The sequence below is a fragment of the Pseudosporangium ferrugineum genome (assembly GCF_003002065.1).
GTDB lineage: Bacteria > Actinomycetota > Actinomycetes > Mycobacteriales > Micromonosporaceae > Actinoplanes > Actinoplanes ferrugineus_A.
The window spans coordinates 366555-387219 of sequence record NZ_PVZG01000007.1 but is presented as its reverse complement, the minus strand read 5'-3'; the positions used below and the strand labels follow the sequence as shown (position 1 = coordinate 387219).

The window sequence follows — 20665 nt, the reverse complement described above, 5'->3', positions numbered from 1 at the left end:
GGCCCACCACCATGCCCGGACCGCCACACCCATCAACACCGATCGATCAAAGCGGTCCGGCCGAACCAGCAGCCATCACCTGCGAATCATCGAGGTTAGGCTGAAGCCGATTCGATCTTTGCGCCCGGCCCCGGGTCCGAGGCCGCCCGCCGTGCTCGGCGCTCGATGTCCCCCGTGCGAGCTACCCGCGAATGTCCACCGCGCGGTGACGTTTTCCCGCAGCGAATTCCATAGCGTTCTCTGCATAGCCGCGGTGGTCGGGCCGCGAACTTGACGAGGGAGTAGTCATGCGTCTGTTGAAGCAGCTGGGGGCCGTCGCGGTGGTGGCGATCGTCGGAAGCCAGGCCGTCAACGCGGTGCAGGGGAACGCGTGGCTGACGCTGGTCGTCGGGGCCCTCGCCGCCGCGCTCATGGTGGTGGCGTACCGGTGGGTGGTGCGCCGCACCGAGCGCCGGGACGTCAGCGAGCTGGCCGGGCGCGGGGCCGTCGGGGGGACGTTCCGAGGCCTGCTGATCGGGTTCGCGATGTTCGCCGCGGTCGCCGTCAACATCGCCTTCAACGGCAAGTTCGACGTTCACGGGATCGGTTCGGTGTCGGGCGCGATCTCGATGCTCGGGTTCACGGCCGCCGCGGCGGTGAGCGAGGAGCTTCTCATCCGCGGTGTGCTTTTCCGCGTCATCGAGCAGCGCATCGGTACGTACCTGGCGCTGCTGGCGAGCGGTGTGCTGTTCGGCGCGATGCACCTGGCCAACGCCGACGCCACCCTGTGGGGCGCGACCGCCATCGCGATCGAGGCCGGGTTCATGCTGGCCGCCTGCTACGCCGCGACCCGGAACCTGTGGGTGCCGATCGGGCTGCACTTCGGCTGGAACTTCGCGCTGGGCGGCATCTCCGGCCTGGTCGTCTCCGGCAACGGCGAGACCAAGGGCCTGCTGGACGTCACGATCTCGGGTCCGGAGCTCTACACCGGCGGCGCCTTCGGCCCGGAGGGCGGCATCGCGACCCTCGGCGTCGGCATCCTGCTCACCGTGGTCTTCATGGTGATCGCCCACCGTCGCGGCAACATCGTCCGGCGGGGCAACCACCGTACGGTCACCGCCGCGCAGTCGGCCCCGGTCGTCGCCGTGCCGGCGGCCCGGTGACCGAACTCCCCGACCCTTCCGGGCCCGCGACGTCGAGACGTCGCGGGCCCGCTTGCTGTCCGTGTCAAGTGACGCAGATCAAGGGCCGCCGGCGTACGGGGCGCAGTACGGTTTCCCCGTGCCGTTGAAAGCCGATTTGACCAGCGCAGACCTCGACGAGATCCGGCAGTCCGCACTCGGGGCGGCCGATCCGCTCGGGGTCGCGGCCTCGCTCGCCGACGCCGTGAATTCCGGAGGGCTCGCGGACCCGGGCGACTCCGGGTATGCCCTCACCCTCGCCGCCGAGATCGCCGAGAGCCGGTCCAAGCTCGGCGCCGCCCTTCAGTACGTGGAGTCGGCCATCGACGCGTACGGGACGCGGGACGACAGCCAGGTCGCTGCCGCGCGGGCCCTGCGCGCGCGGATCCTGTTCCGCACGGGCCGCGGGGACGAGGCGACGACCGCGCTCGAGGCCCTGCGCCCGGCGCTCACGCGGTTCCCGGACGCCGCGGCGTACGTCAGTGCCGCCCTGGTCGCCGGCGGGCGCAACCGCGTCGCCGAGCAGTGGCTGAGCGAAGCGGTGCGGATGGCGCTGGCCGAGCGCGCCGGCTCGAGCGATCCGGCCGACGCCGAGGACGCCGGGCTGCTGTTCTTCCTGCTCCAGCAGCGGCACCGGATCCGGCACCTGCTCGGCCTTCCGCACGACGTACACGACAATCTCGCGGAGCGGCTCGAGACCAAGCTGGCCGACACCGCAGCGGCCGAGGCCGACGAGGATCCGCTGTTCTGGCCGCAGGCCGAGTTCGACCGGGCGCTGGCGCAATGGCCCGCGCTGGCCGAGTCCTACGGCAAGAGCTGGGACGAGCACCGCGCGCACCTCGAGAGGGAGCTCACCCGGCTGACCGGCGCCGGCCGGACCGGCCTCACCCTGCTGCCCGGCACGGTCGCCGGCTTGACGCGACACGCCGGATCCGACGGCGACCCGGCCGACCCGACGGTGCGGGCGGGCTACGCGCGGAGCCTCGCCGCCGGCCCGGGACAGATTCCCTGGCCGCCCGAGCGGAACGCACAGTGCTGGTGCGGCTCGGGCAACAAGTACAAGAAATGCTGCCTTCCGAGGTCCCGCGGATAGGTCCGGCGGGGGACGGGAGCCCCTATGCTTACGCGAACGATCGTCGCTGTCCGATGAGGAGGGTCGTCCGTGTCGAACGAGGCTCAAGAGTCCCCCAAGCTGGACACCACCGTGCCGCAGACCGCACGGATCTGGAACTACCTGCTGGGCGGCAAGGACAACTTCGCCGTGGACCGCGCGGTCGGTGACCAGATCCTGGTCGGCCAGCCCGAGCTGGCCGAGAACGCCCGGCTCAGCCGGGCCTTCCTGGTCCGGGCGGTGCGCTACCTCGCGGGCGAGGCCGGCGTACGCCAATTCCTGGATATCGGTACGGGTCTGCCCACCGCCAACAACACGCACGAGGTGGCCCAGTCGGTGGCCCCCGACAGCCGCATCGTCTACGTCGACAACGACCCGCTGGTGCTCGCCCACGCCCGCGCCCTGCTGACCAGCAAGCCCGAGGGCGTCACCAGCTACATCGACGCCAACATGTTCGACATGGACCTGGTCCTGCGCGAGGCCGGCCGCACGCTCGACCTCTCCCAGCCGGTCGCCGTCCTTTTCATGGGCGTCCTCGGCCACGTCGAGGACGACGCCGTGGCCCAGGCCATGGTCCGCCAGGCCCTGGCAGCGGTCCCCTCCGGCAGCTACCTCGCGCTCTACGACGGCACCGACCTCAGCCCCGAGGTCGTCGAGGCGGCTCGCCTCTGGAACGAGTCGGCGGCGCTGCCCTACCACCTGCGCAGCCCCGCCCGCCTGGCCCAGTTCTTCGACGGCATGGAACTGGTCGATCCCGGCCTGGTCGCGGTCACCCGCTGGCGGCCGGACACCGAAAAGCCCGAGATCGATCAGTACGGCGGCGTCGGCCGCAAGCTCTGACTCACCCGCCGGGGGCCCTCCCACGGCAGCGGGCGCGGGATGCGGCGCCACCACCAGCGATCCCCGGGAACGGGACGTCCGGTGGCCGCCGCCAGCGCCTGTCCGCCGTCGTCCACGGTCGCCTCCCGGAACCGTCGGTCCACTTCGGCCAGCGCCGGGACCAACTCCGCGTCGGCGACATCGGCCAACTCGTCGCGCGTCCCGAGGTCCTCGCGGTAGTACGTGGCCGGATACCAGCCGTCCGGCGGCCAGCCCTCGACAAGCCGGTTGACCATGCCCTCCCACGCGCCCAGGCGACCGAGAACACGCCGATCCGCGAACCCCGCGCGCAGCCGATCCGTGACGGGCGTCGGCATCCGAAACCCGCGATCACCTCCGGCAGCGGCGCGACCCGCAACCCCGGCAGCGCCGCCACCGGACGCTCCACCGCATCGATGCGATAAACGGCCCGGTCGCCGGCGTCCTCCTCGTAGATCCGCGCCCTGGTCCGTTCCCCACCCGGCCCGACCAGCCAGTACGCACTGGGCGGCAGCGGCAACGCGGCGTAGGCGACAACCGTCCGAAGCCGCCCGGCGAGCCACGCGGCGGCAACGGTTTCCGGCGGCGGGCCGGGTATGCCAGCGTCAAGGTAGACGTCAGATGCCAGTGAAGCTCGCCGCCGACGGCCCGCACGGTGCAATTGACGGGCGCCCCCAGTCGCGCTCGTCGTCACCCTCATCACCGACGTCGACCGGTTGCCGCAGGAGAGCGGACAGGGCCGCTCCGACCCCGGCCCGGTCCAGCGGGCCGCGGATCAAGAAGCCGTAACCCGGCGTCGGCATCGGTGACAGCGTATGTCGACATGCGCCCCCGAAGGTGACCGCAGCCCGCCTAGACTTGCGGGGCCATCGATGAAAGCGGGTCCCATGAACGACATCGATGCCGCCGAGGAGTGGTTGGACTCCTGGGTCGGCCAGGTCAACGCCCAGGCCCAGCGCAGCGTGGAGCTGTCGCGGCGAGTGGCGGCGTTGACCGGATCGGCCGAGGGCAGGAGCGGCGCCATCCGGGTCTCCGTCGAGTCCACCGGGCGGATGAAGAGCCTCGAGCTGGATGACCGCGTGCACGAGCTGTCCGGTATGCGGCTTGCACAGGAGATCATGGCGGTGATGCAGCGGGCCCAGGCCGCTCTGGCCGCCCAGGTCACCGAGGAGTGCAGGCCACGGTCGGCGCGGATACCGAGACCGGCCGGGCGGTGATCGACTCGTTCGAAAGCCGGTTCCCGCCTCCGCGTGACGAGCACGAGCGATGAGCGACGGCATCGAATTCCTGGTCGGGTCCGTGCTCGGCCATGCCGGGGCGGTAAGCGAGGCTTCGGGTCGGCTGGCGCAGGCCCGGTCCGCGATCGGCGAGGTGACGATGGACAGTCAGGCGTACGGACAGCTCTGCCAGTTCCTGCCGGGCCTGCTCAGTCCCGTGTTCGACGATGCCTTCGAGGTGATCAGCGAGGCGGTCGAGGCGCTGGACGAAACGGCGGCGAAACTGCGGACGACCGCGTCGGCCATGGAGATGACCGACGCCGGTAGCGCCCGCCGGCTGGAGGGGCGGCGCGACCGATCCTCGATCTGCCGCTGTGAGTGACAACCCGCTGGTCGCGGAGGCGCAGAACTCGACCACCTGGTACACGGGATTCGGGCTGGCCGAGGACGCCGCGCAGATCAGCGCCGGTATTCACGACAACAGCTGGGTCGACACCACGCTCGGTGGGGTCGGCGGCAGTCTCGATGTTCTCGGTCTGGCGCTGGACCCGCTCGGCTCGTTGGTGGCGTGGGGTGTCGGCTGGCTGATGGAGCACGTCAAGCCCTTGAAGGAAGCGCTCGACTGGCTCGCGGGCAACCCGGACGAGGTGGCCGCGCACGCTGCGACCTGGCGGAACGTCTCCGCCTCCACGGCCGCCACCCAGCAGAATTACGCGGATGCCGTCCGGTCCCAGACCGCGGGCTGGTCGGGGGCGTCCGGGGAGGCGTACCGGGCTCACGCCGCGAGACAACTCGACGCGATCGGTGGCATCGCCACGGCGTCGGCGGCGATCTCGTACGCCGTCGAAGGCGCCGGCCTGCTGGTGGGGCTGGTTCGCGGCATCGTGCGCGACCTGATCGCCCAATTCGTGGCCACCCTCGCGGCGCGGCTGCCGCAGTGGCTCGCCGAGGCCGGCTTGACGGTCGGGCTGGCCACCCCAGTCGTCGTGGCGCAGGTCGCTTCCCTGGTCGCCAAGTGGGTCAACAAGATCCAACACTTCGTGCGGGCATTGCTGACGAGCTTGCGCCGGCTGAACGGCCGGCTCGGCGACCTGACCGGCGTGCTGGGCGCGCTCAGGCAGGCGTTGCGGCGGCTCGGCCGCTCGGACCCGGTGGAGGCGGTGCCGGACTTCTTCAGCAAGAGTCCTGCGCGGAGCAATCGCGATGTGCTGGACAACGGGCCGGGCACCCCGATGACGCTGGACAATGTGCGTGACGTCGCCGGCCGGATGGACATCGACCTCGAAGACGTCGACGTAGTGATCATCAGTGACCCGGAAGAGATTCGGTATCTGGATCACATGGACGCCGGTGCCTACACGCCGTCCGAGCTGAACGGCGCCCAGATCCGGCTGGGTCCGGCCAGCTTCGCCGACGACGAAACGCTCGCGGCTACGATCGCTCACGAGCACACGCACGTCCGGCAGCAGCGTGCCGGCGAGCACCTGAACCGGCCGCTGAAAGAGCTCGAGGATCAGGCGTACGACAGCGAGATACCCGCCCTGGAACGGTATAGGAACAGGCCACCATGACCGCAGTGGAGTTTCACGTCAACGAGGTCTTCGATATTGCTGCCCGGGGCGGGCTCATCGTGGTCGGGTCGACGCGCAATGGGGACTTCGTGGGTATTCCGCGGCTGCGGGACGTGGCCAGTGGGGCGCCGATCCGGGTGCTCGGTGTCGACCATCCCACGCCGCGTACCCGCCGTACGGGCGAAACGATTTTGGTCGTGGATCGGGCCGACGGCGATCATGTCGCGGTCGGGCGGCTCTGGACCGCCGAGGCGTAGTCGTCGGGCCGGGGCGGCGAGGATAAGGCTGCCGGGGACGCCGGGCGCCGGGCTACCGTGAGGGATGGGGCCGGCGCGGGGGTGGCCGGGGCGCGTCTGGAAGGGGATCGAGATCCAGCACAGCTTTGCCGATGAGCTTTCCGAGATGGCCGTGGTGTGGGAGGCCGAGCCCGCGCCCCGGCCGGATCTTCTGGTTCTTGATGAGGGTCTTGCGGGGGAGCTCGGGTTCGAGCCCGGGTGGTTGCGCAGTGACGACGGGGTCGGGCTGTTGGTCGGGGCGCGGGTTCCCGAGGGGGCTGTGCCCGTTGCTCAGGCCTATGCCGGGCATCAGTTCGGGGGGTTCGTGCCGCGGCTCGGTGATGGGCGGGCGCTGCTGCTCGGTGAGGTGGTCGATCGGCGGGGCCGGGTGCGGGATCTGCATCTCAAGGGGTCCGGGCGTACGCCCTTCGCCCGCGGTGGTGACGGGCTGGCCGCGGTCGGGCCGATGCTGCGGGAGTACGTGGTCAGCCGGGCCATGCATGCCCTGGGGATTCCGACCACGCGGGCCCTTGCCGTGGTCGCGACCGGGCGCACGGTTCATCGGGAGGGCGCGTTGCCCGGCGCGGTGCTCGCCCGGGTCGCCGCGAGTCATCTGCGGGTCGGCAGTTTTCAGTATGCGCGGGTCGCCGGGGATCCGGGGCTGCTGCGGCGGCTGGCCGATCATGCGATCCGGCGGCATCATCCCGGTGCCGCCGGGGCGGATCGGCCGTACCTCGCGCTGCTCGATGCCGTGGTGGCGGTGCAGGCTTCGCTGGTTGCCCGGTGGATGCTGGCCGGGTTCGTGCACGGGGTCATGAACACCGACAACATGACGATCTCCGGGGAGACGATCGACTACGGGCCGTGTGCGTTCATGGAGGCCTTCGATCCCGCGACCGTGTTCAGCTCGATCGATCATGGCGGGCGTTATGCGTACGGTAATCAGCCGTTGGTCGCGCAGTGGAATTTGGCCCGGCTCGCCGAGGCGCTGCTGCCCCTGATCGACGACGACACGGACGCGGCGGTCGAGTCGCTTGGCGGCTTCCGGAGCCGGTACGACGCCGCGTGGTCGGCCGGCATGGCCGCGAAGCTGGGGCTGACCGACCTGGCCGAGGACGTGGCAGGGGAGTTGCTCGGGCTGTTGCGGGAGAGCCACGTCGACTACACATCGTTCTTCCGGGCGCTGGCCGAGGCCGCCCGCCGCAACGACGGGCCGGTGCGGCGGCTGTTCGTCGACGAGGTGGCCTTCGGCGGGTGGCTGGGCCGGTGGCGGGCCCTCGGGCCGGACCCGGACGCCATGGATCGGGTGAATCCGCTCTACATCCCGCGGAACCATCTGGTCGAGGAGGCGCTGGGCGCGGCGACCAACGGTGACCTCGCGCCGGTGGGCAGGCTCGTGGAGGCGGTGACCGAGCCCTGGGCGGAACGTCCGGGTTTCGAGCGGTACGCCGCGCCGGCACCGCAAACTTTGGCGTGTACCGGACGTTCTGCGGGACCTGAGCCGGGAGCATGGCGGCATGAGCATGCGGTTCGAGGAATTGGCGTGGCGGGACACCCCGATGGGCGAGATCAGCCTGCGCCGGCGGCGGGATCCGATGCTCGACACCGAGGTGTACGAGGTGAAGCTCGGCGACGAGTTCCTCATGTCGAGCCTGTTCCCGGTCGCCGAGATCGAGCTGGCCCGCCTGGGTCTGGCCGAGCTGGACGCCGCCGGGGACCTGGACGTGGTCGTCGGCGGGCTGGGGCTCGGGTACACGGCCCGCACGGCGCTGGAGGACGGCCGGGTGCGGTCGGTGCTGGTTGTCGACGCCCTCGAGGAGGTGATCTCGTGGCATCGGCGGCGCCTGCTGCCGTTCGCCGAGGCGGTGGCCACCGATCCGCGGTGCCGGCTGCGGCACGCCGACTTCTTCGAGGTGACCGCGGATCCCGCAGGGTACGACCCGGAGCACCCCGGCCGGCCCGTGCACGCGGTGCTGCTGGACATCGACCACAGCCCCAGCCACCTGCTGCATCCGCGGCACGCCGGGTTCTACACCGCGGACGGCCTGCACCGGCTGGCGGCGCGGCTGCATCCGGGCGGGGTGTTCGCGCTGTGGTCCAACGATCCGCCCGACGACGCGTTCACCGCGTTGCTCGGTGACGTCTTCGCTTCGGCCCGCGCCGAGGTCGTCCCGTTCGACAACCCGATCCAGCGGCGTACCTCGACGAACACCGTGTACGTGGCGCGCAGAAAATCTTCGGTCTAAGAGCTAGATTTCCTCGGCGCCGTCGGTTAACGTTCTTCTTGTCGAAGACAGAGAGACGGCAAAGACGCAGACGTACGGCCGGTAGCGACGTCATTCACGGCACCGGCTCGCGACACCAAAGCACCAGCAGGCATGGCCGAGGTGGTTTTCGGGGCTGTGCCTGATCAGCGATCCACGCACCCGGAAGCCGCCTTCCACGGCTGGTGCGCCCACAACCGCATTGGTGTTTCTGACCCGTAAACCCTGGGCCCCGGCGCTGAGCGCCGGGGCCCTCGACCTGGATGGTGGTATGGCCCAACCCGACGACATGCTGGACGATGACGACTACCCCGCCTACACGATGGGCCGCGCCGCCGACATCATCGGCGTCTCGCAGGACTTTCTCCGCCGGCTCGGCGATGCCGAACTGATCAGCCCGCTGCGCTCCGCGGGTGGGCACCGCCGCTACTCCCGCGCTCAGCTCCGGCTCGCGGCCCGGGTCCGGGAGCTCTGCGACCACGGTACGGACATGGCCGCCGCCTGCCGGATCATCACCCTCGAGGACCAGCTGGCCGCGGCGCTGCGGCAGAACGAGCAACGCCCCTCCACCGACTGACCGGCCGGGAGCCCAGTGACTCCCGGCCGATCTCGTCTTCTCCGCTACCTCACGCCGACGAGCTCGCCGGTGGGTTCGTCCGCGTCCTCCGCCGGGAGGTCGTCCCGCTTGCCGGCGGCGTGCTTACCGCTGCCCCGCAGCAGGCGCGGAGCCCACCAGTTCGCCGCGCCGAGCAGCGTCATCAGCGAGGGCAGCACGACCGCCCGGATCAGCGTGGCGTCCAGCAGGATCGCCGCCGCCAGGCCGACGCCCAGCTGCTTCATGTCGATCGTGGACAGCGTCGCGAAGATCGAGAACACCGCGACCATCACGATGGCGGCGCTGGTCACCACGCCCGCCGAGCCGGTGATGCCCTCGGCGACCGCCTCCCGGTTCGGCACGCCGCGCTGGACCGCCTCGCGGATCCGGGTGACCACGAAGACGTGGTAGTCCATGGACAACCCGAACAGCAGCACGAACAGCAGCAGCGGCAGCCAGGTGACGATCGCGCCCATCGAGGTGAAGCCCAGCACGCCCTCGGCCCAGGTGTTCTGGAAGATCAGGACCAGCAGCCCGTACGCGGCGCCGGCGGACAGCAGGTTCAGCAGGATCGAGGTCAGGGCCACCACCACCGACCGGAACGTCCACGCCATCACCAGGAACGTCAGCAGCAGCACGAACCCGACGACGAGGGGCAGCTTCTTCCAGACGTTCGCGGCGTAGTCGTCGCTCTCCGCGACACCGCCGCCGACCGCGTACGACGCGCCGCTCAGGCCGCCCAGCGCCGCCGGCACCAGGTCGTCGCGGAGCCGGTTCAGGGACTGCTCGGCCTCGTCGCTGCGCGAGGAGAACGGGGTGGGAACCGTCAGTACGCTCACCCGCCCGTCCGGCGACACCTTGAGGTCCGGGCCGGTCTGCTCCTCGGCGGCGAACAGACGGTCGCCCTGGGTGCTGGCGGCGAGCCGGGTCAGCGCGGCCTTCACGGCGGGCGCCTGGTCGGCGGGGGCCTCGACGGCCACCAGGTGGGTGGTGCCGTTGCTCGGGTACGCCGCGGTCAGCCGGTCGTACGCCTGCATCGCCGGCGTGGTCCGGGGCAGGTCCTCGGTGCCGGGGAACTTGAGCTGCATGCCGAGCGCGGGTGCCGCCAGGCCGAGCAGCAGGGCGACGCTGACCAGCAGGGTCGGCAGCGGCCGGCGCAGCGCGGGGCGCAGGACGAACGACCAGAAGCGGCTGGGCACGACCTCGCCGTTCGCGTCGGTGCGCCGGGCGGCGAGACGCCACAGCAGCGGCACCCGCGGCCGGTCCACCCAGCGGCCGAGCTTGGCGAGCAGGGCGGGCAGGACGGTCAGCGAGCCGATCACGGCGACCGCGACGACGAGGATCGAGCCGACGGCCATCGAGGAGAAGATGACGTCGTTGGCCAGGAACAGGCCGGCCATGGCGATGATGACGGCCGTACCGGAGACGACGACGGCGTGCCCGGAGGTCTCCGCGGCGATCTCCACCGCGTCGACGTGGTTGCGGCCCTTGGCGCGTTCCTCCCGTTCCCGCCGGACGTAGAAGAGCGAGTAGTCGACGCCCACGGCCATGCCGATGAGCAGGATGACGCTGGACGTGGAGTCACTGGCGGGGACGAGGTGCGACGCCAGCGTCGACAAGCCGAGCGCGGCGGCCACCGACGACAGCGCCAGCAGCACCGGGATGCCGGCGGCGATGAGCGCGCCGAACGCGATGATCAGGATCACCAGGGTCACCGGCAGGCTCAGCAGCTCGGCGCGCTGGAAGTCCTTGCCGAGGGTGTCGTCGAGCGCCTTGTTGATGGACGGCCCGCCGACCTCCTCGACGCGCAGCCCCGGATGCTGTTTCTGCACCTCGGCGGTGGCCGCGCGGAGCGGCTCCACCCGGTCGGACGCGGTCTCCGGGTCGCCGCTCATGGTGATCGGGACGAGCAGCGCGGACTTGTCGGTCGCGGGGACCGGGTCGCCGACCTTCGCGACGCCGGGCACGCCCTGCAGCCGGGCGGCGGCGGTCTTCGCGGCGGCCTCGGCGGCGCGCTGGTCGAGCGCGCCGGACCGGGCGGTGATGAGGACGTTCTCGACCGCGGGCTCGTCGCCGAACTTCCCCTTCTCCATCATGACGCCGGCCCGGCCGGACTCGCCCACCGACATGTCCTGCGCCGTGGCCTCCTTGAGGCCGGCGGCGTTGCCCCCGACGAAGCACAGGGCGACGAACACCACCCACAGCGCCACCGCGCGCCATGGGTGCTCGGCGCTCCACCTCGCTACCCGTACCGTGACCGGTCGCCTGTTCATCGTCGTCCCCCTGCGTTGAAGTCTGTGTCGAAACTGAACCTAGGCAGGGCGCGAGCTGGGAACATCCGGGTCCGACCCGTGCTCGCCCCCCATCACGCACGGCGTACGCCGGGGACACGAAGCGGTGCTCGCAAGCGGCGAAACGGCGGAATCGGGCACGTCTCCGGGTCCGATCTCCACCTGGCGAAGGAGGCGCGGCGCTCCCACCCCTGACCGGAGTCAGGGTTTCTCCGGGTGAGATCTCGGTGAGGTGGCGGCAATCTCCGTCGAAAGTCGTAGCGCGGCGACGGCAGATCCGGCTTGTAGACCGACGCCCCGACGTCGCGGTGCCTTCAGGATGAGTGCGCTGCGAACAGGGAGGTCGACGATGTCGGTGGACGCGCGGGGCGGCGTGGCTACGGTGGAGCGTGGTGAGTCCAAGGGCGCCGGGCCTCAGGTCTCCTGGCGGCCACCGCCGATGCGGGCGGTGGTGGCACGGTGCGTCCAGGTCGTCGGCCTTTTCGACGCGGTGACCAGCGTGCTGCCGTCGTGGCACCACCGGATGGCGGCGCTGGCGCACCTGATGCCGACCGCCGGGATGGTGACCGCGCGGGCCGCGACCGGCGTCGTCGGGCTGCTGCTGGTCTATCTCGGCGCCGGTCTCCGGCGCGGCAAGCGGCGCGCATGGCAGCTGACCACCGTCCTGTGTGCGCTCAGCGTGGTGCTGCACCTGGCGCGGGCGACCCCCGGGCCGGCGCTGATCGCGGCGGTGCTGCTCGGCGTCCTCCTCGTCGAACGCGACCGGTTCTGCGCCAGGGGTGATCAGCGCAACCGCTGGCAGGCCCTCGGGGTGTGCGCCGGCTTCCTCGGCGCGGGCTTCGTGCTCGGCTTCGTCGAGGTCGCGCTCCGCGCCCGGGAACTCACCGACCCGGCCGGTCCGATGCGGTGGGCGGAACACGTGGCGCTGGGGATGATCGGGATCAGCGGCCCGCTGCACTTCGAGCGGGCGGTCACCACGACCACTGTGGACCTGACCACGGGCGCCTTCGGGTTGCTCGCGTTCGTCGCCGGCGCCGTCGTGCTGCTGCGGCCCGGCACGCGGCGCGCCCGGTGGGAGACCGGCGACGAGCCTCAGGTACGGGCGCTGCTCGACCGGCGCGGCGACGGCGACTCGCTCGGCTACTTCGCACTGCGGCCGGACAAGTCCTTCATCTGGGCGCCCTCGCGGCGCGCGGCGGTGGCGTACCGGGTGGTCAACGGGGTCAGCCTGGCCTCGGGCGACCCGCTGGGGATCCCGTCCGCGTGGCCGGAGGCGATCACGGCGTGGCTGGCCGACTGCGCCGCGCACGGCTGGACGCCGGCCGTGCTGGCCTGCGGTACGGCCGGCGGCACCGCGTACCGGCGCTTCGGGCTGGACGCGATCGAGCTCGGCGACGAGGCCGTCCTGGACGTTCCGGGCTTCTCGCTCCAGGGGCGCAGCATGCGTACGGTCCGGCAGGCCGTCGGGCGGGTGCGCCGGGCCGGGTACGCCTGCCAGGTCGTCCGGCAGCGGGACCTGGACGACGCCACGCTCGCCGAGGCGCGGCACTGCGCGGTCGCGTACCGGCAGGGGACCGTCGAACGCGGCTTCTCGATGGCGTTGTCGCGGTTCGGTGACCCGGCCGACGGCGACTGCCTGCTGGTGCTGTGCCGCGACGGCGACGGCCGCCTGCGGGGACTGCTGCAGTTCGTGCCGTGGGGCACCGACGGGCTGTCGCTGGACCTGATGCGCGGCGACCGTACCGCCGAGAACGGCCTCACCGAGCTGATGATCGTGAGCGCCGTCGAGGCGGCCGGGGAGCTGGGCGTGCGGCGGATCTCGCTGAACTTCGCCGTGCTGCGCTCGGTGCTCGCCCGCGCCGAGCAGCTCGGCGCCGGTCCGGTCGTGCGGATCTGGGCCCGGCTGCTGCGGGCGATGTCCGGGCTGTGCCAGATCGAGACGCTGTACCGCGCCAACGCGAAGTACCAGCCGGACTGGCAGCCGCGGTTCCTGTGCTTCCCCGCCGGGCGTGACCTGCCGCGGATCGCCGTCGCCGCGCTCAGCGCCGAGGCCTTCCTGCCGTCGGGGCGCCGCCGTCTCGCGGAGCCGGACCCGTGCGCCTGATCGGCCTGCCGCTGATCCTGCTGTCCGCGGCGGCGACGGTGGTCGCCCTGGTCGCCACGGTGCGCGGCTGGGGGCGGCGACGGCTCTTCGCGCGTACGGTCGCAGCCCTCGGAGTGGAGGTCCTGCTCGTCCTCACGGTCGGCCTGATCGTGAACCGTTACCAGGCGTTCTACCCGTCCTGGCGGGACCTGGCCGGAGCCCGGGCGGAGGCGGTCGCCGCCGTGCCACCGAGCCTGGCGCCCGCCGCCGGGCCGCCCGGAGACGACGTCGTGCTGCCACCCGACTATGCGGCGCGCGCCGGGATCACCTTCCCGATCATCGTCGTCCTCTGTGGACCAGGCGAGCTGGCCGGCGTCCGTGAGCTGGCCCGGCGGGTGCCCGACGTCGTCACCGTCGCTCTCGCCCCACGAACCGCGGCCGACGTCACCGGGATGATGGCAGGGCTGCCGCGAACCGTCCGCGTCGCCGAGGCGATCGCGCTGGTGACCGACGCATCGCACCGTGGCCTCGCCGATCGGCTGCACGACACGCTGCCGGCCGTCGCGACCGTGACCGCCGCCGGCCCGCGCGGCTGGGAGACCGCCCTCGGCGAGGCCGCGGACCGGCTGCCGTTGCCCCTCGCGCACCCGCTGCGGTCATGACCATCGACTCCCCGGCGACGCTCGGGCTGGCGGTGGTGGCCGTGATCGCGGCGACGGTGGCGCTCGCGTACCTGTGGAACGGCCGCCGGATCCTCGGCCGGGCGCTGCTCGTCACGCTCGTCGTCGCGCTCATCGCGGCGGCGTGCGCGGTGCAGATCAACCGGCTCACCACGACGTATCCGTCCTGGTCGTCCCTGGTCCGGGAGCCGGCGAACGGGGGCTCGCTCTCCGCCGGGGTCGAGCGCCGGCCCGGCGGTGGCCGGCTCACCACGGTCACGGTGCCCGGCCGGGCGAGCGGCCTGACCCTCACGATGGGCGTCTACCTGCCCGCCGCGTACGACCTCCCGGGCCGGCGGTTTCCGGTCATCGAGGTGTTCCACGGCTTCCCCGGCTCGCCGAGCACGTGGATCCGGCGCCTCGACGTGGTGCGCCACCTCGACCGGGAGATCGGCGCGGGGCGGATGGCACCGACCGTGGTGCTGTTCCCGTACCAGACGCCGCGGCGGCTGCTCGACACCGAGTGCACGAACCTGGCCGGCGGTCCGCAGACCGAGACGTTCCTGACCGAGGACGTCGCCGCGTACGCGACCACCCACCTGCGGGTCCGCGCCGACCGCGCCGCCTGGGGGCTGATCGGCTACTCGGCCGGCGGCTTCTGCGCGATGAACCTGGCGTTGCGCCACCCCGGCCGGTACGCCGCCGCGGCCTCGCTCTCCGGCGACAGCGGACCGGCGATCACGATCGGCGACGGCAGCGAGCACACCACCAACCACGTCGCGTGGCGGCTGCGCCACCTGCCGCAGCCGCGGGTCGACCTGTACGTGGCCTGGGCCGCCGACGACACCGAGTCCCGCGACGGCTCCCGCGACGTCGTCCGACTGGCCCGGCCACCGTTGCGGGTGACCGCGGTCGAGCTGCCGCACGGCGGTCACAGCCCGGCGCTGTGGCGGCGGATGGAGGGTCCGGCCTTCGACTGGCTCTCCAGCCGCCTCGCCCGCAGCGTCCCGGACGGCTCCTGAATCGACCGCCTTCAGTTAACGTTGCAAGTTAAACGCCGGATATGATCGGGCCATGGAACCCGGCGAGGAGCCCCGCTGGCTCGATCCCGACGAGCTGCAGACCTGGCTGGCGATGGCCGGCGTGCTGGGCCGGCTCCCGGGCGTGCTCGACTCCCAGCTGCAGCGCGAGGCCGGCGTCACGACCTTCGAATATCAGGTGCTGGCGGCGCTGTCCGAGGCGCCCGGGCGCACCCTGCGGCTCAGCGACCTGGCCGCCCGGGCGGACGGCTCCCTACCCCGGCTGTCCCAGGTCGTCAGCCGCCTCGAGAAGCGCGGCTGGGTGCGGCGCCGCCCCGACCCGACCGACGGCCGCTACACCCTCGGCATCCTGACCGACGACGGCTGGGAGAAGGTCGTCGCCACCGCCCCCGGCCACGTCGAAGCGGTCCGCCGGCACGTGCTCGACCCGCTGACCAAGGCCCAGCAGCGCCAGCTTCGCGCGAGCGCCCAGCGCATCCTCCGCGCACTCGACCCCGGCACCGTCTGCGGCGCGGGTTCCTGACCGGTCAGTCGGTGCGCAGCAGGACGTAGGTGTAGACGCCAGCCCCACCTTGCCGTACGCCGTTCCCGCCGGTGAGCTCCATGGTCACCATTCTCCGCCGCGGTTTCCGGTGGCTCAGAGCCAGTTCAGCCAGTCCTTCGGCAGCAGCGTGTAGCCGACGAACGCGGCGATGTCGAGCAGGGCGTGGGCCACGATCAGCGGCATCACCCGGCCCTTGCGCAGGAAGAACAGGGCGAACACCACGCCCATCACCGCGTTGCCGACGAAGGCGCCGAAGCCCTGGTAGAGGTGGTAGGAGCCGCGGAGCACCGCGCTCGTCGCGACCACCCAGCCCAGCCGCCAGCCGAACGAGCGCAGCCGGGTGATCAGGTAGCCGACCACGATGACCTCTTCGAGGACCGCGTTCTGCACCGCCGCGAGGATCAGCACCGGGACCGCCCACCACACCGGCTGCAGCGCCGCCGGGACGATGCGGGCGTTCAGGCCGAGCTGAGCCGCGGCGAAGACCAGGAGCAGGCCGGGCAGGCCGATGCAGGCCGCGAGCGCCGTGCCCCAGCCCGCGTCCGGGACCGGCCGGCGCAGGTCCAACCCGAGCGTGCGGACCGGGGAGAGCCGGTCGCGGTGCAACAGATACAGGGCGAGGAGTACGGGCACGAGCGCGAAGAAGATCCCGAGCAGCTGGTACGTCAGATCGAGGTACGGCCGCGGCGACTGGGACGCGTTGAGCGTGGCGGTCTGCTGCGACAGCGGCTTGCCGGCGGTCAGCTTCGCGATCAGGGACACCACCGCGTAGACGGCGGACTGGCCGAGGGAGAGCAGCAGCACGACGGCGATCTCGAGGCCGAGCTCGCGCCGGGTGGCCGGCGGCCGGTCGACGGTCACGCTCACGCCTACGAGCCGATCTCGCTGACCTGGGCGAACGGTTCGTCGTCCCGCCACACCACGTGGATGATGAAGCTGTGGTTGACCTCGTTGAAGTAGACCGCGAGGTTGTCCGGGGTGTCCTGCACGGTCGCCACCGAGTAGCCGTCCCGCGGCGTGGCCGTGACCAGCTTGATCACCCCGTCGGACGCCCGGATCACCGTCTGGCCGCCCTCGACCCGGAACGACCGTACGTAGGTACGTTCGCCGTTGCTGTCGGTGACCGTCCAGCCGTCCTTGGTGGTCGTGGTCGGCGCGGCGGTGGTCCGGGTCGGCGTGGGAGCAGATGAGCTGCGCGGCGGTTGCTTCGACTTGGCCCGCGACGGGCTCCGGGCCGCCGAGGGTGACCGGGATGCCGGGGCCGAGGTCGGCTGCGCGGAGGGCTCCGGCGCCGGCGGCATCGGGCTCGGCGTCAGCTCCCCCGACTCGCGCAGCTGATCGACCGAGATGAGCGCGCTCTCGTTCGCCGTCGCCGTCCGCAGTACCGGCAGCATCGCCACGGAGGCGAGCGCCACGCTGCTCAACGTCGCCGCGCACCAGCCCAGCAGCGGGAACCAGCTTCGGGGAGATCGCACGTTGCCATCGTCTCACCTGAGCCTAGGGTGTTGGCCATGGCGTTGATCCTGCTGGTCGAGGACGACCGGAACATCACGGCCGCGCTGACCCGGGCGCTGTCGGACGCCGGGCACGTCGTCCGGCCGGTCGGGCAGGCGGGCGAGGCACTCAAGATCCTCACCGAGGAGCAGCCCGACCTCGTGATCCTCGACCTCGGCCTGCCGGACATCGACGGCACCGACGCCCTGCGGATGATGCGGTCGGTGTCCGCGGTGCCCGTCATCGTGGCCACCGCGCGGCGCTCCGAGGCCGACATCATCACGCTGCTCAGCGCCGGGGCCGACGACTATGTGACGAAGCCGTTCTCCAGCGGGCACATCCTGGCGCGGATCGCCGCGGTGCTCCGGCGTACACGGGCCGCTGTGGACACCGCACCCAGCGTGATCACCGTCGGTGAGCTGGAGATCAATCCCCGGCAGCGGCGGGCCGCGCTGCGCGGTCAGCCGCTGCAGCTCACCCGCCGCGAGTTCGACGTCCTCACCTACCTGGCCGAGCGGGTCGGGCAGGTGGTCAGCCGCCGCGAGCTGCTGACCGAGGTGTGGAACCAGTCGCGGATCGGCGAGGAGCAGACCATCGACGTGCACATCTCCTGGCTGCGGCGCAAGCTCGGCGAGACGGCCGCGGCGCCGCGGTTCCTGCACACCGTACGCGGGGTCGGCGTGATGATGGTCGATCCGCGGTGAGATGGGAGCTGAACCGCCTGGCGCTCGCCATCACCTCGATGGTGGCGCTGGCCTTCCTCGTGCCGCTGATCTACGCGACCGGGAAGATCGCGCACGACCGGGCCATCGGCGACGCGCGGCAGCAAGCGGCGGCGATGGTGGCCGCGATGGCGGTCAACGCCGACCCGCAGCTGCTGACCAGCGCGGTGGCCAGCACGGTCGCCGGCAGCGCGGGCCGGCTCGCGGTGCACCTGCCCGGCATCGCGCCCGTGGGTACGACCCACGTCACCGGCGCGGAGGTCCAGCAGGCCAACCTGTACCGGCGCCCGGTGACCGCGCAGACCGCCGGCGGGCTCGCGTACCTGCAACCCAGCGTGCTCAGCGACGGCCGATCCGTGGTCATCGAGGTGTACGTCCCCGACGAGGACATGCGCGAGGGCGTGTGGCCGGCCTGGCTGGCCCTCGGCGCGCTCGCCGTCGTGCTCGTGGCCGGCTCGGTGCTGCTTGCCGACCGGCTCGGCAGCCGGATGGTCCGCGCCACCGCCGACCTCGCCACGTCCAGCCGCCGCCTCGGCGCCGGCGACCTCGCCGTCCGGGTGGAGCCGTCCGGGCCGCCCGAGCTGCGCGACGCCGCCACCGCGTTCAACGTCATGGCCGCCGACCTGCGCCGCCTGCTCGACGCCGAGCGGGAACTGGCCGCCGACCTGTCGCACCGGCTGCGTACCCCGCTGACCGCGCTGCGGCTGGACGCCGAGACCATGCCGCCCGGGCCGATCGGCGACCGGATGCGGCAGGCCTGCGACATGCTCGACGAGGAACTCGAGGCGATCATCGCGGGGGCGCGGCTCGGCGTGGAGGCCCGCAACAACGAGCAGGCGGACCTCGTCGAGGTGCTGGCCGACCGGCTGGCGTTCTGGTCCGCGCTGGCCGAGGACCAGTTCCGGCCCTGGGAGGTCGTCGGCGGGCAGGACCCCGTGCTCGTCCCGTTGCCGCGCAGCGAACTGATCCTGGCCGTGGACTCGTTGCTGGGCAACGTCTTCGCGCACACGCCCGAGGGGGTGGCGTTCCGGGTCACCGTGTCGGCGGCCGGGCTGCTCGTCGACGACGCCGGCCCCGGCATCGCCGACCCGGCCGCGGCGGTCCAGCGAGGGGTGAGCGGCGCCGGCTCCACCGGGCTCGGCCTGGACATCGTGCGGCGGGTCGCCGAGGCCGCGGGCGGGCGGTTGGAGATCTCGCGGGGGCCGCTCGGCGGGGCGCGGATCGGGCTGCTTCTTCCCGTACGCGAAAGGCCGGTTGCGGGTCGTCGCCATGCCGCTTCATGAGTCTTTCCGGATCCTTTAAGGCTCCGTTATGGAACGCGTCGTTACGGTCCTCGCCGTAAACCACCGGACGACACGTCAGGAGCTCGAAGATGCGCAGGTCGATCGCATATCCGCTGGTGGCACTCGGAGCGGTGGGATCGACGTTGGCGGTCACCTCGCCGGCCCTCGCACACGGGTACGTCTCCGCGCCGGCCAGCCGCCAGGCGCTCTGCGCGTCCGGTGCGGTCAAGGACTGCGGGCCGATCCAGTTCGAGCCGCAGAGCGTCGAGGCGCCCAAGGGCAAGCGCTCCTGCGACGGCGGCGCGACCCAGTGGTCGGTCCTCGCCGACGAGAGCCGCAACTGGCCGGCCAAGGCGGTCGGCACCAACGTGACGTTCACCTGGGTCATGACGGCCCGGCACCGCACCAGCAACTGGGAGTATTTCGTCGGTGGCAAGAAGGTCGCCACCGTCGACGGGGGCAACCAGCAGCCGGACGCGGTGGTCACGCACAAGGTCGACCTCAGCAACTTCCCCGGCCGGCAGACGGTCCTCGCCGTCTGGAACATCGGCGACACCCCGATGGCCTTCTACAGCTGCGTCGACCTCAACGTGGGTGGAGGCTCCGGGGGTACGCCGGGCACCACGCCGACGACCGCACCGACCACCGCGCCCACGACCAAGCCGCCGTCGACGCCGGTCACCGCCCCCAGCTCGGCCGTCCCGATCAGCAAGCCGCCGGCGAGCAGCGGGAAGCCGGGCAAGGCCGCCGGCGACTGGGCTCCGGGGGTCGCGTACCGGACCGGTGACGAGGTGACGTACGAGGGCAAGAAGTTCAAGTGCCGCCAGGGTCACTCGTCGATCCGCAGCTGGGAGCCGTCGATCTACACCCTCGCCCTCTGGCTGCCGCTGTGAAGCGCCTCGTCGTAGCCCTCTCCGCCGCCCTGCTGCTGGGCGCGTGCGGCACCGCCCCGGAGACCTCCGCGCAGGTGTCCGACGCCAAGGCCGTGGTCCAGGCCGACGGCAAGTTCAACGACACCGACGTCATGTACCTGCAGATGATGGTGGCGCACCACGAGCAGGGCCTGGAGATGGTCCGGCTCGCCGAGAAGACCGCGAAGCGCGACGACGTCAAGATCCTCGCCCGGGCGGTCGACGCCACCCAGTCCGACGAGGTCACGCTGATGAAGTCGTGGCTGACCCAGTGGCGGAAGCCGACCACGGTCGACCACGCGCCGAGCGCCCACGCCGACCACGGCGGCCTCCCGGCCACCGGGCCGGAGGAGATCGAGGCGCTGCGGAAGGCGAAGGGCGCGGCGTTCGAGACGGCGTTCCTCAACCTCTTCGTCGCACACCAGCACAACGCGGTCGAGATGACACAGGTGGAGAAGACCGGCGGCGTCAACGCCGAGACCAAGGCCTTCGCCGACCGGGTACACGACAGCCGCACCGACCAGATCAAGCAGATGCTCACGATGATGAACGCCTGATCCCCCACTCACCCGACCTGGCATCCCCGG

Annotated in this window: 21 protein-coding genes and 1 pseudogene; 18 read left to right on the top strand and 4 right to left on the bottom strand. The window is 71.9% G+C overall.

What is annotated here, in order from left to right; all coding sequences use genetic code 11:
* The first annotated feature begins 287 nt into the window (after nucleotides 1-287).
* From CLV70_RS17885 to CLV70_RS17875, 3 genes are all read left to right on the top strand, one after another.
* Nucleotides 288-1142 (top strand): CPBP family intramembrane glutamic endopeptidase, encoded by an 855-nt coding sequence (locus tag CLV70_RS17885; protein WP_106127634.1) that lies wholly within the window; start codon nucleotides 288-290, stop codon nucleotides 1140-1142.
* A 118-nt stretch (nucleotides 1143-1260) separates the two neighbouring features.
* Nucleotides 1261-2253, top strand: a complete 993-nt coding sequence (locus tag CLV70_RS17880) for an SEC-C domain-containing protein (protein ID WP_106127633.1) — start codon at nucleotides 1261-1263, stop codon at nucleotides 2251-2253.
* Between the two features lie 69 nt (nucleotides 2254-2322).
* A complete protein-coding gene (locus CLV70_RS17875; RefSeq protein WP_106127632.1) occupies nucleotides 2323-3111 on the top strand; it encodes an SAM-dependent methyltransferase in 789 nt (262 codons plus the stop codon).
* Here CLV70_RS17875 and CLV70_RS17870 read toward each other — a convergent pair.
* Entirely contained in the window at nucleotides 3081-3467 is a 387-nt protein-coding gene (locus tag CLV70_RS17870) for a hypothetical protein (protein ID WP_106127631.1), read from the bottom strand. The two genes, CLV70_RS17875 and CLV70_RS17870, sit on opposite strands and share 31 nt — an antisense overlap.
* Nucleotides 3468-4016: 549 nt before the next feature.
* On the opposite strand from CLV70_RS17870, the gene CLV70_RS17860 reads away from it, so the two are divergent.
* The 7 genes and pseudogenes from CLV70_RS17860 to CLV70_RS17830 all read left to right on the top strand — a co-directional run bounded on the left by CLV70_RS17860 (nucleotide 4017) and on the right by CLV70_RS17830 (nucleotide 9033).
* A complete protein-coding gene (locus CLV70_RS17860) occupies nucleotides 4017-4346 on the top strand; it encodes a YbaB/EbfC family nucleoid-associated protein (RefSeq protein WP_106127629.1) in 330 nt (109 codons plus the stop codon).
* 49 nt (nucleotides 4347-4395) lie between these two features.
* Nucleotides 4396-4728 carry a type VII secretion target gene (locus tag CLV70_RS17855; RefSeq protein ID WP_106127628.1) on the top strand — a complete coding sequence of 111 codons (333 nt, stop codon included), beginning with the start codon at nucleotides 4396-4398 and terminating at the stop codon, nucleotides 4726-4728.
* A complete protein-coding gene (locus CLV70_RS17850; protein ID WP_106127627.1) occupies nucleotides 4721-5917 on the top strand; it encodes an eCIS core domain-containing protein in 1197 nt (398 codons plus the stop codon). Before CLV70_RS17855 ends, CLV70_RS17850 begins: the two co-directional genes overlap by 8 nt.
* Entirely contained in the window at nucleotides 5914-6174 is a 261-nt protein-coding gene (locus CLV70_RS17845; protein WP_106127626.1) for a hypothetical protein, read from the top strand. Before CLV70_RS17850 ends, CLV70_RS17845 begins: the two co-directional genes overlap by 4 nt.
* A 64-nt stretch (nucleotides 6175-6238) precedes the next feature.
* Nucleotides 6239-7549: pseudogene (locus tag CLV70_RS17840) on the top strand (protein adenylyltransferase SelO); the annotation flags it as partial.
* Between the two features lie 160 nt (nucleotides 7550-7709).
* The gene (locus CLV70_RS17835) at nucleotides 7710-8438 is read left to right on the top strand and encodes a polyamine aminopropyltransferase (protein WP_106127625.1); all 729 of its coding nucleotides are present in this window, start codon (nucleotides 7710-7712) and stop codon (nucleotides 8436-8438) included.
* A 289-nt stretch (nucleotides 8439-8727) separates the two neighbouring features.
* A complete protein-coding gene (locus tag CLV70_RS17830; RefSeq protein ID WP_106127624.1) occupies nucleotides 8728-9033 on the top strand; it encodes a helix-turn-helix domain-containing protein in 306 nt (101 codons plus the stop codon).
* A gap of 44 nt (nucleotides 9034-9077) precedes the next feature.
* Here the strand turns inward: CLV70_RS17830 and CLV70_RS17825 are convergent, their stop codons facing one another.
* Entirely contained in the window at nucleotides 9078-11324 is a 2247-nt protein-coding gene (locus tag CLV70_RS17825; protein WP_106127623.1) for an MMPL family transporter, read from the bottom strand.
* Between the two features lie 367 nt (nucleotides 11325-11691).
* Here CLV70_RS17825 and CLV70_RS17820 point away from each other — a divergent pair, with 367 nt between their 5' ends.
* The 4 genes from CLV70_RS17820 to CLV70_RS17805 are packed head-to-tail and all read left to right on the top strand — an operon-like array spanning nucleotide 11692 to nucleotide 15647.
* Nucleotides 11692-13446: a phosphatidylglycerol lysyltransferase domain-containing protein gene (locus CLV70_RS17820; RefSeq protein ID WP_106127622.1), complete on the top strand. Its 1755-nt coding sequence runs from the start codon at nucleotides 11692-11694 to the stop codon at nucleotides 13444-13446.
* The gene (locus CLV70_RS17815; RefSeq protein WP_106127621.1) at nucleotides 13437-14087 is read left to right on the top strand and encodes a hypothetical protein; all 651 of its coding nucleotides are present in this window, start codon (nucleotides 13437-13439) and stop codon (nucleotides 14085-14087) included. Before CLV70_RS17820 ends, CLV70_RS17815 begins: the two co-directional genes overlap by 10 nt.
* On the top strand, nucleotides 14084-15106 hold the full coding sequence (locus CLV70_RS17810; protein WP_106127620.1) for an alpha/beta hydrolase: 1023 nt from the start codon (nucleotides 14084-14086) through the stop codon (nucleotides 15104-15106). The genes CLV70_RS17815 and CLV70_RS17810 overlap by 4 nt, the downstream gene beginning before the upstream one ends.
* Before the next feature lie 52 nt (nucleotides 15107-15158).
* Nucleotides 15159-15647, top strand: a complete 489-nt coding sequence (locus CLV70_RS17805; RefSeq protein WP_106127619.1) for a MarR family winged helix-turn-helix transcriptional regulator — start codon at nucleotides 15159-15161, stop codon at nucleotides 15645-15647.
* Nucleotides 15648-15761: 114 nt separating this feature from the next.
* On the opposite strand, the gene CLV70_RS17800 is transcribed toward CLV70_RS17805, so the two are convergent.
* Nucleotides 15762-16529, bottom strand: coding sequence for a CPBP family intramembrane glutamic endopeptidase (locus CLV70_RS17800; protein ID WP_425440178.1), 768 nt, complete (start codon nucleotides 16527-16529; stop codon nucleotides 15762-15764).
* 8 nt (nucleotides 16530-16537) lie between these two features.
* Nucleotides 16538-17143, bottom strand: coding sequence for a DNA mismatch repair protein MutL (locus CLV70_RS17795; RefSeq protein ID WP_106127617.1), 606 nt, complete (start codon nucleotides 17141-17143; stop codon nucleotides 16538-16540).
* 36 nt (nucleotides 17144-17179) lie between these two features.
* Here CLV70_RS17795 and CLV70_RS17790 point away from each other — a divergent pair, with 36 nt between their 5' ends.
* The 4 genes from CLV70_RS17790 to CLV70_RS17775 all read left to right on the top strand — a co-directional run bounded on the left by CLV70_RS17790 (nucleotide 17180) and on the right by CLV70_RS17775 (nucleotide 20635).
* Nucleotides 17180-17866, top strand: a complete 687-nt coding sequence (locus CLV70_RS17790; RefSeq protein ID WP_106127616.1) for a response regulator transcription factor — start codon at nucleotides 17180-17182, stop codon at nucleotides 17864-17866.
* Complete coding sequence (locus CLV70_RS17785; protein WP_106127615.1) at nucleotides 17863-19167, top strand: HAMP domain-containing sensor histidine kinase; 1305 nt, start codon at nucleotides 17863-17865, stop codon at nucleotides 19165-19167. Before CLV70_RS17790 ends, CLV70_RS17785 begins: the two co-directional genes overlap by 4 nt.
* 89 nt (nucleotides 19168-19256) lie before the next feature.
* Nucleotides 19257-20060 carry a lytic polysaccharide monooxygenase gene (locus CLV70_RS17780; protein ID WP_106127614.1) on the top strand — a complete coding sequence of 268 codons (804 nt, stop codon included), beginning with the start codon at nucleotides 19257-19259 and terminating at the stop codon, nucleotides 20058-20060.
* A 35-nt stretch (nucleotides 20061-20095) separates the two neighbouring features.
* The gene (locus CLV70_RS17775; RefSeq protein ID WP_425440177.1) at nucleotides 20096-20635 is read left to right on the top strand and encodes a DUF305 domain-containing protein; all 540 of its coding nucleotides are present in this window, start codon (nucleotides 20096-20098) and stop codon (nucleotides 20633-20635) included.
* The last annotated feature ends 30 nt before the right edge of the window (nucleotides 20636-20665 follow it).

Bases quoted from the DNA above. Each gene is read 5' to 3' on its own strand.
- CLV70_RS17780 (WP_106127614.1), top strand. From the start codon at position 19,257: ATGCGCAGGTCGATCGCATATCCGCTGGTGGCACTCGGAGCGGTGGGA.
- CLV70_RS17810 (WP_106127620.1), top strand. From the start codon at position 14,084: ATGACCATCGACTCCCCGGCGACGCTCGGGCTGGCGGTGGTGGCCGTG.
- CLV70_RS17870 (WP_106127631.1), bottom strand. From the start codon at position 3,467: ATGCCGACGCCCGTCACGGATCGGCTGCGCGCGGGGTTCGCGGATCGG.
- CLV70_RS17835 (WP_106127625.1), top strand. From the start codon at position 7,710: ATGAGCATGCGGTTCGAGGAATTGGCGTGGCGGGACACCCCGATGGGC.
- CLV70_RS17790 (WP_106127616.1), top strand. From the start codon at position 17,180: ATGGCGTTGATCCTGCTGGTCGAGGACGACCGGAACATCACGGCCGCG.
- CLV70_RS17855 (WP_106127628.1), top strand. From the start codon at position 4,396: ATGAGCGACGGCATCGAATTCCTGGTCGGGTCCGTGCTCGGCCATGCC.
- CLV70_RS17845 (WP_106127626.1), top strand. From the start codon at position 5,914: ATGACCGCAGTGGAGTTTCACGTCAACGAGGTCTTCGATATTGCTGCC.
- CLV70_RS17860 (WP_106127629.1), top strand. From the start codon at position 4,017: ATGAACGACATCGATGCCGCCGAGGAGTGGTTGGACTCCTGGGTCGGC.
- CLV70_RS17805 (WP_106127619.1), top strand. From the start codon at position 15,159: ATGGAACCCGGCGAGGAGCCCCGCTGGCTCGATCCCGACGAGCTGCAG.
- CLV70_RS17830 (WP_106127624.1), top strand. From the start codon at position 8,728: ATGGCCCAACCCGACGACATGCTGGACGATGACGACTACCCCGCCTAC.
- CLV70_RS17820 (WP_106127622.1), top strand. From the start codon at position 11,692: ATGTCGGTGGACGCGCGGGGCGGCGTGGCTACGGTGGAGCGTGGTGAG.
- CLV70_RS17825 (WP_106127623.1), bottom strand. From the start codon at position 11,324: ATGAACAGGCGACCGGTCACGGTACGGGTAGCGAGGTGGAGCGCCGAG.
- CLV70_RS17885 (WP_106127634.1), top strand. From the start codon at position 288: ATGCGTCTGTTGAAGCAGCTGGGGGCCGTCGCGGTGGTGGCGATCGTC.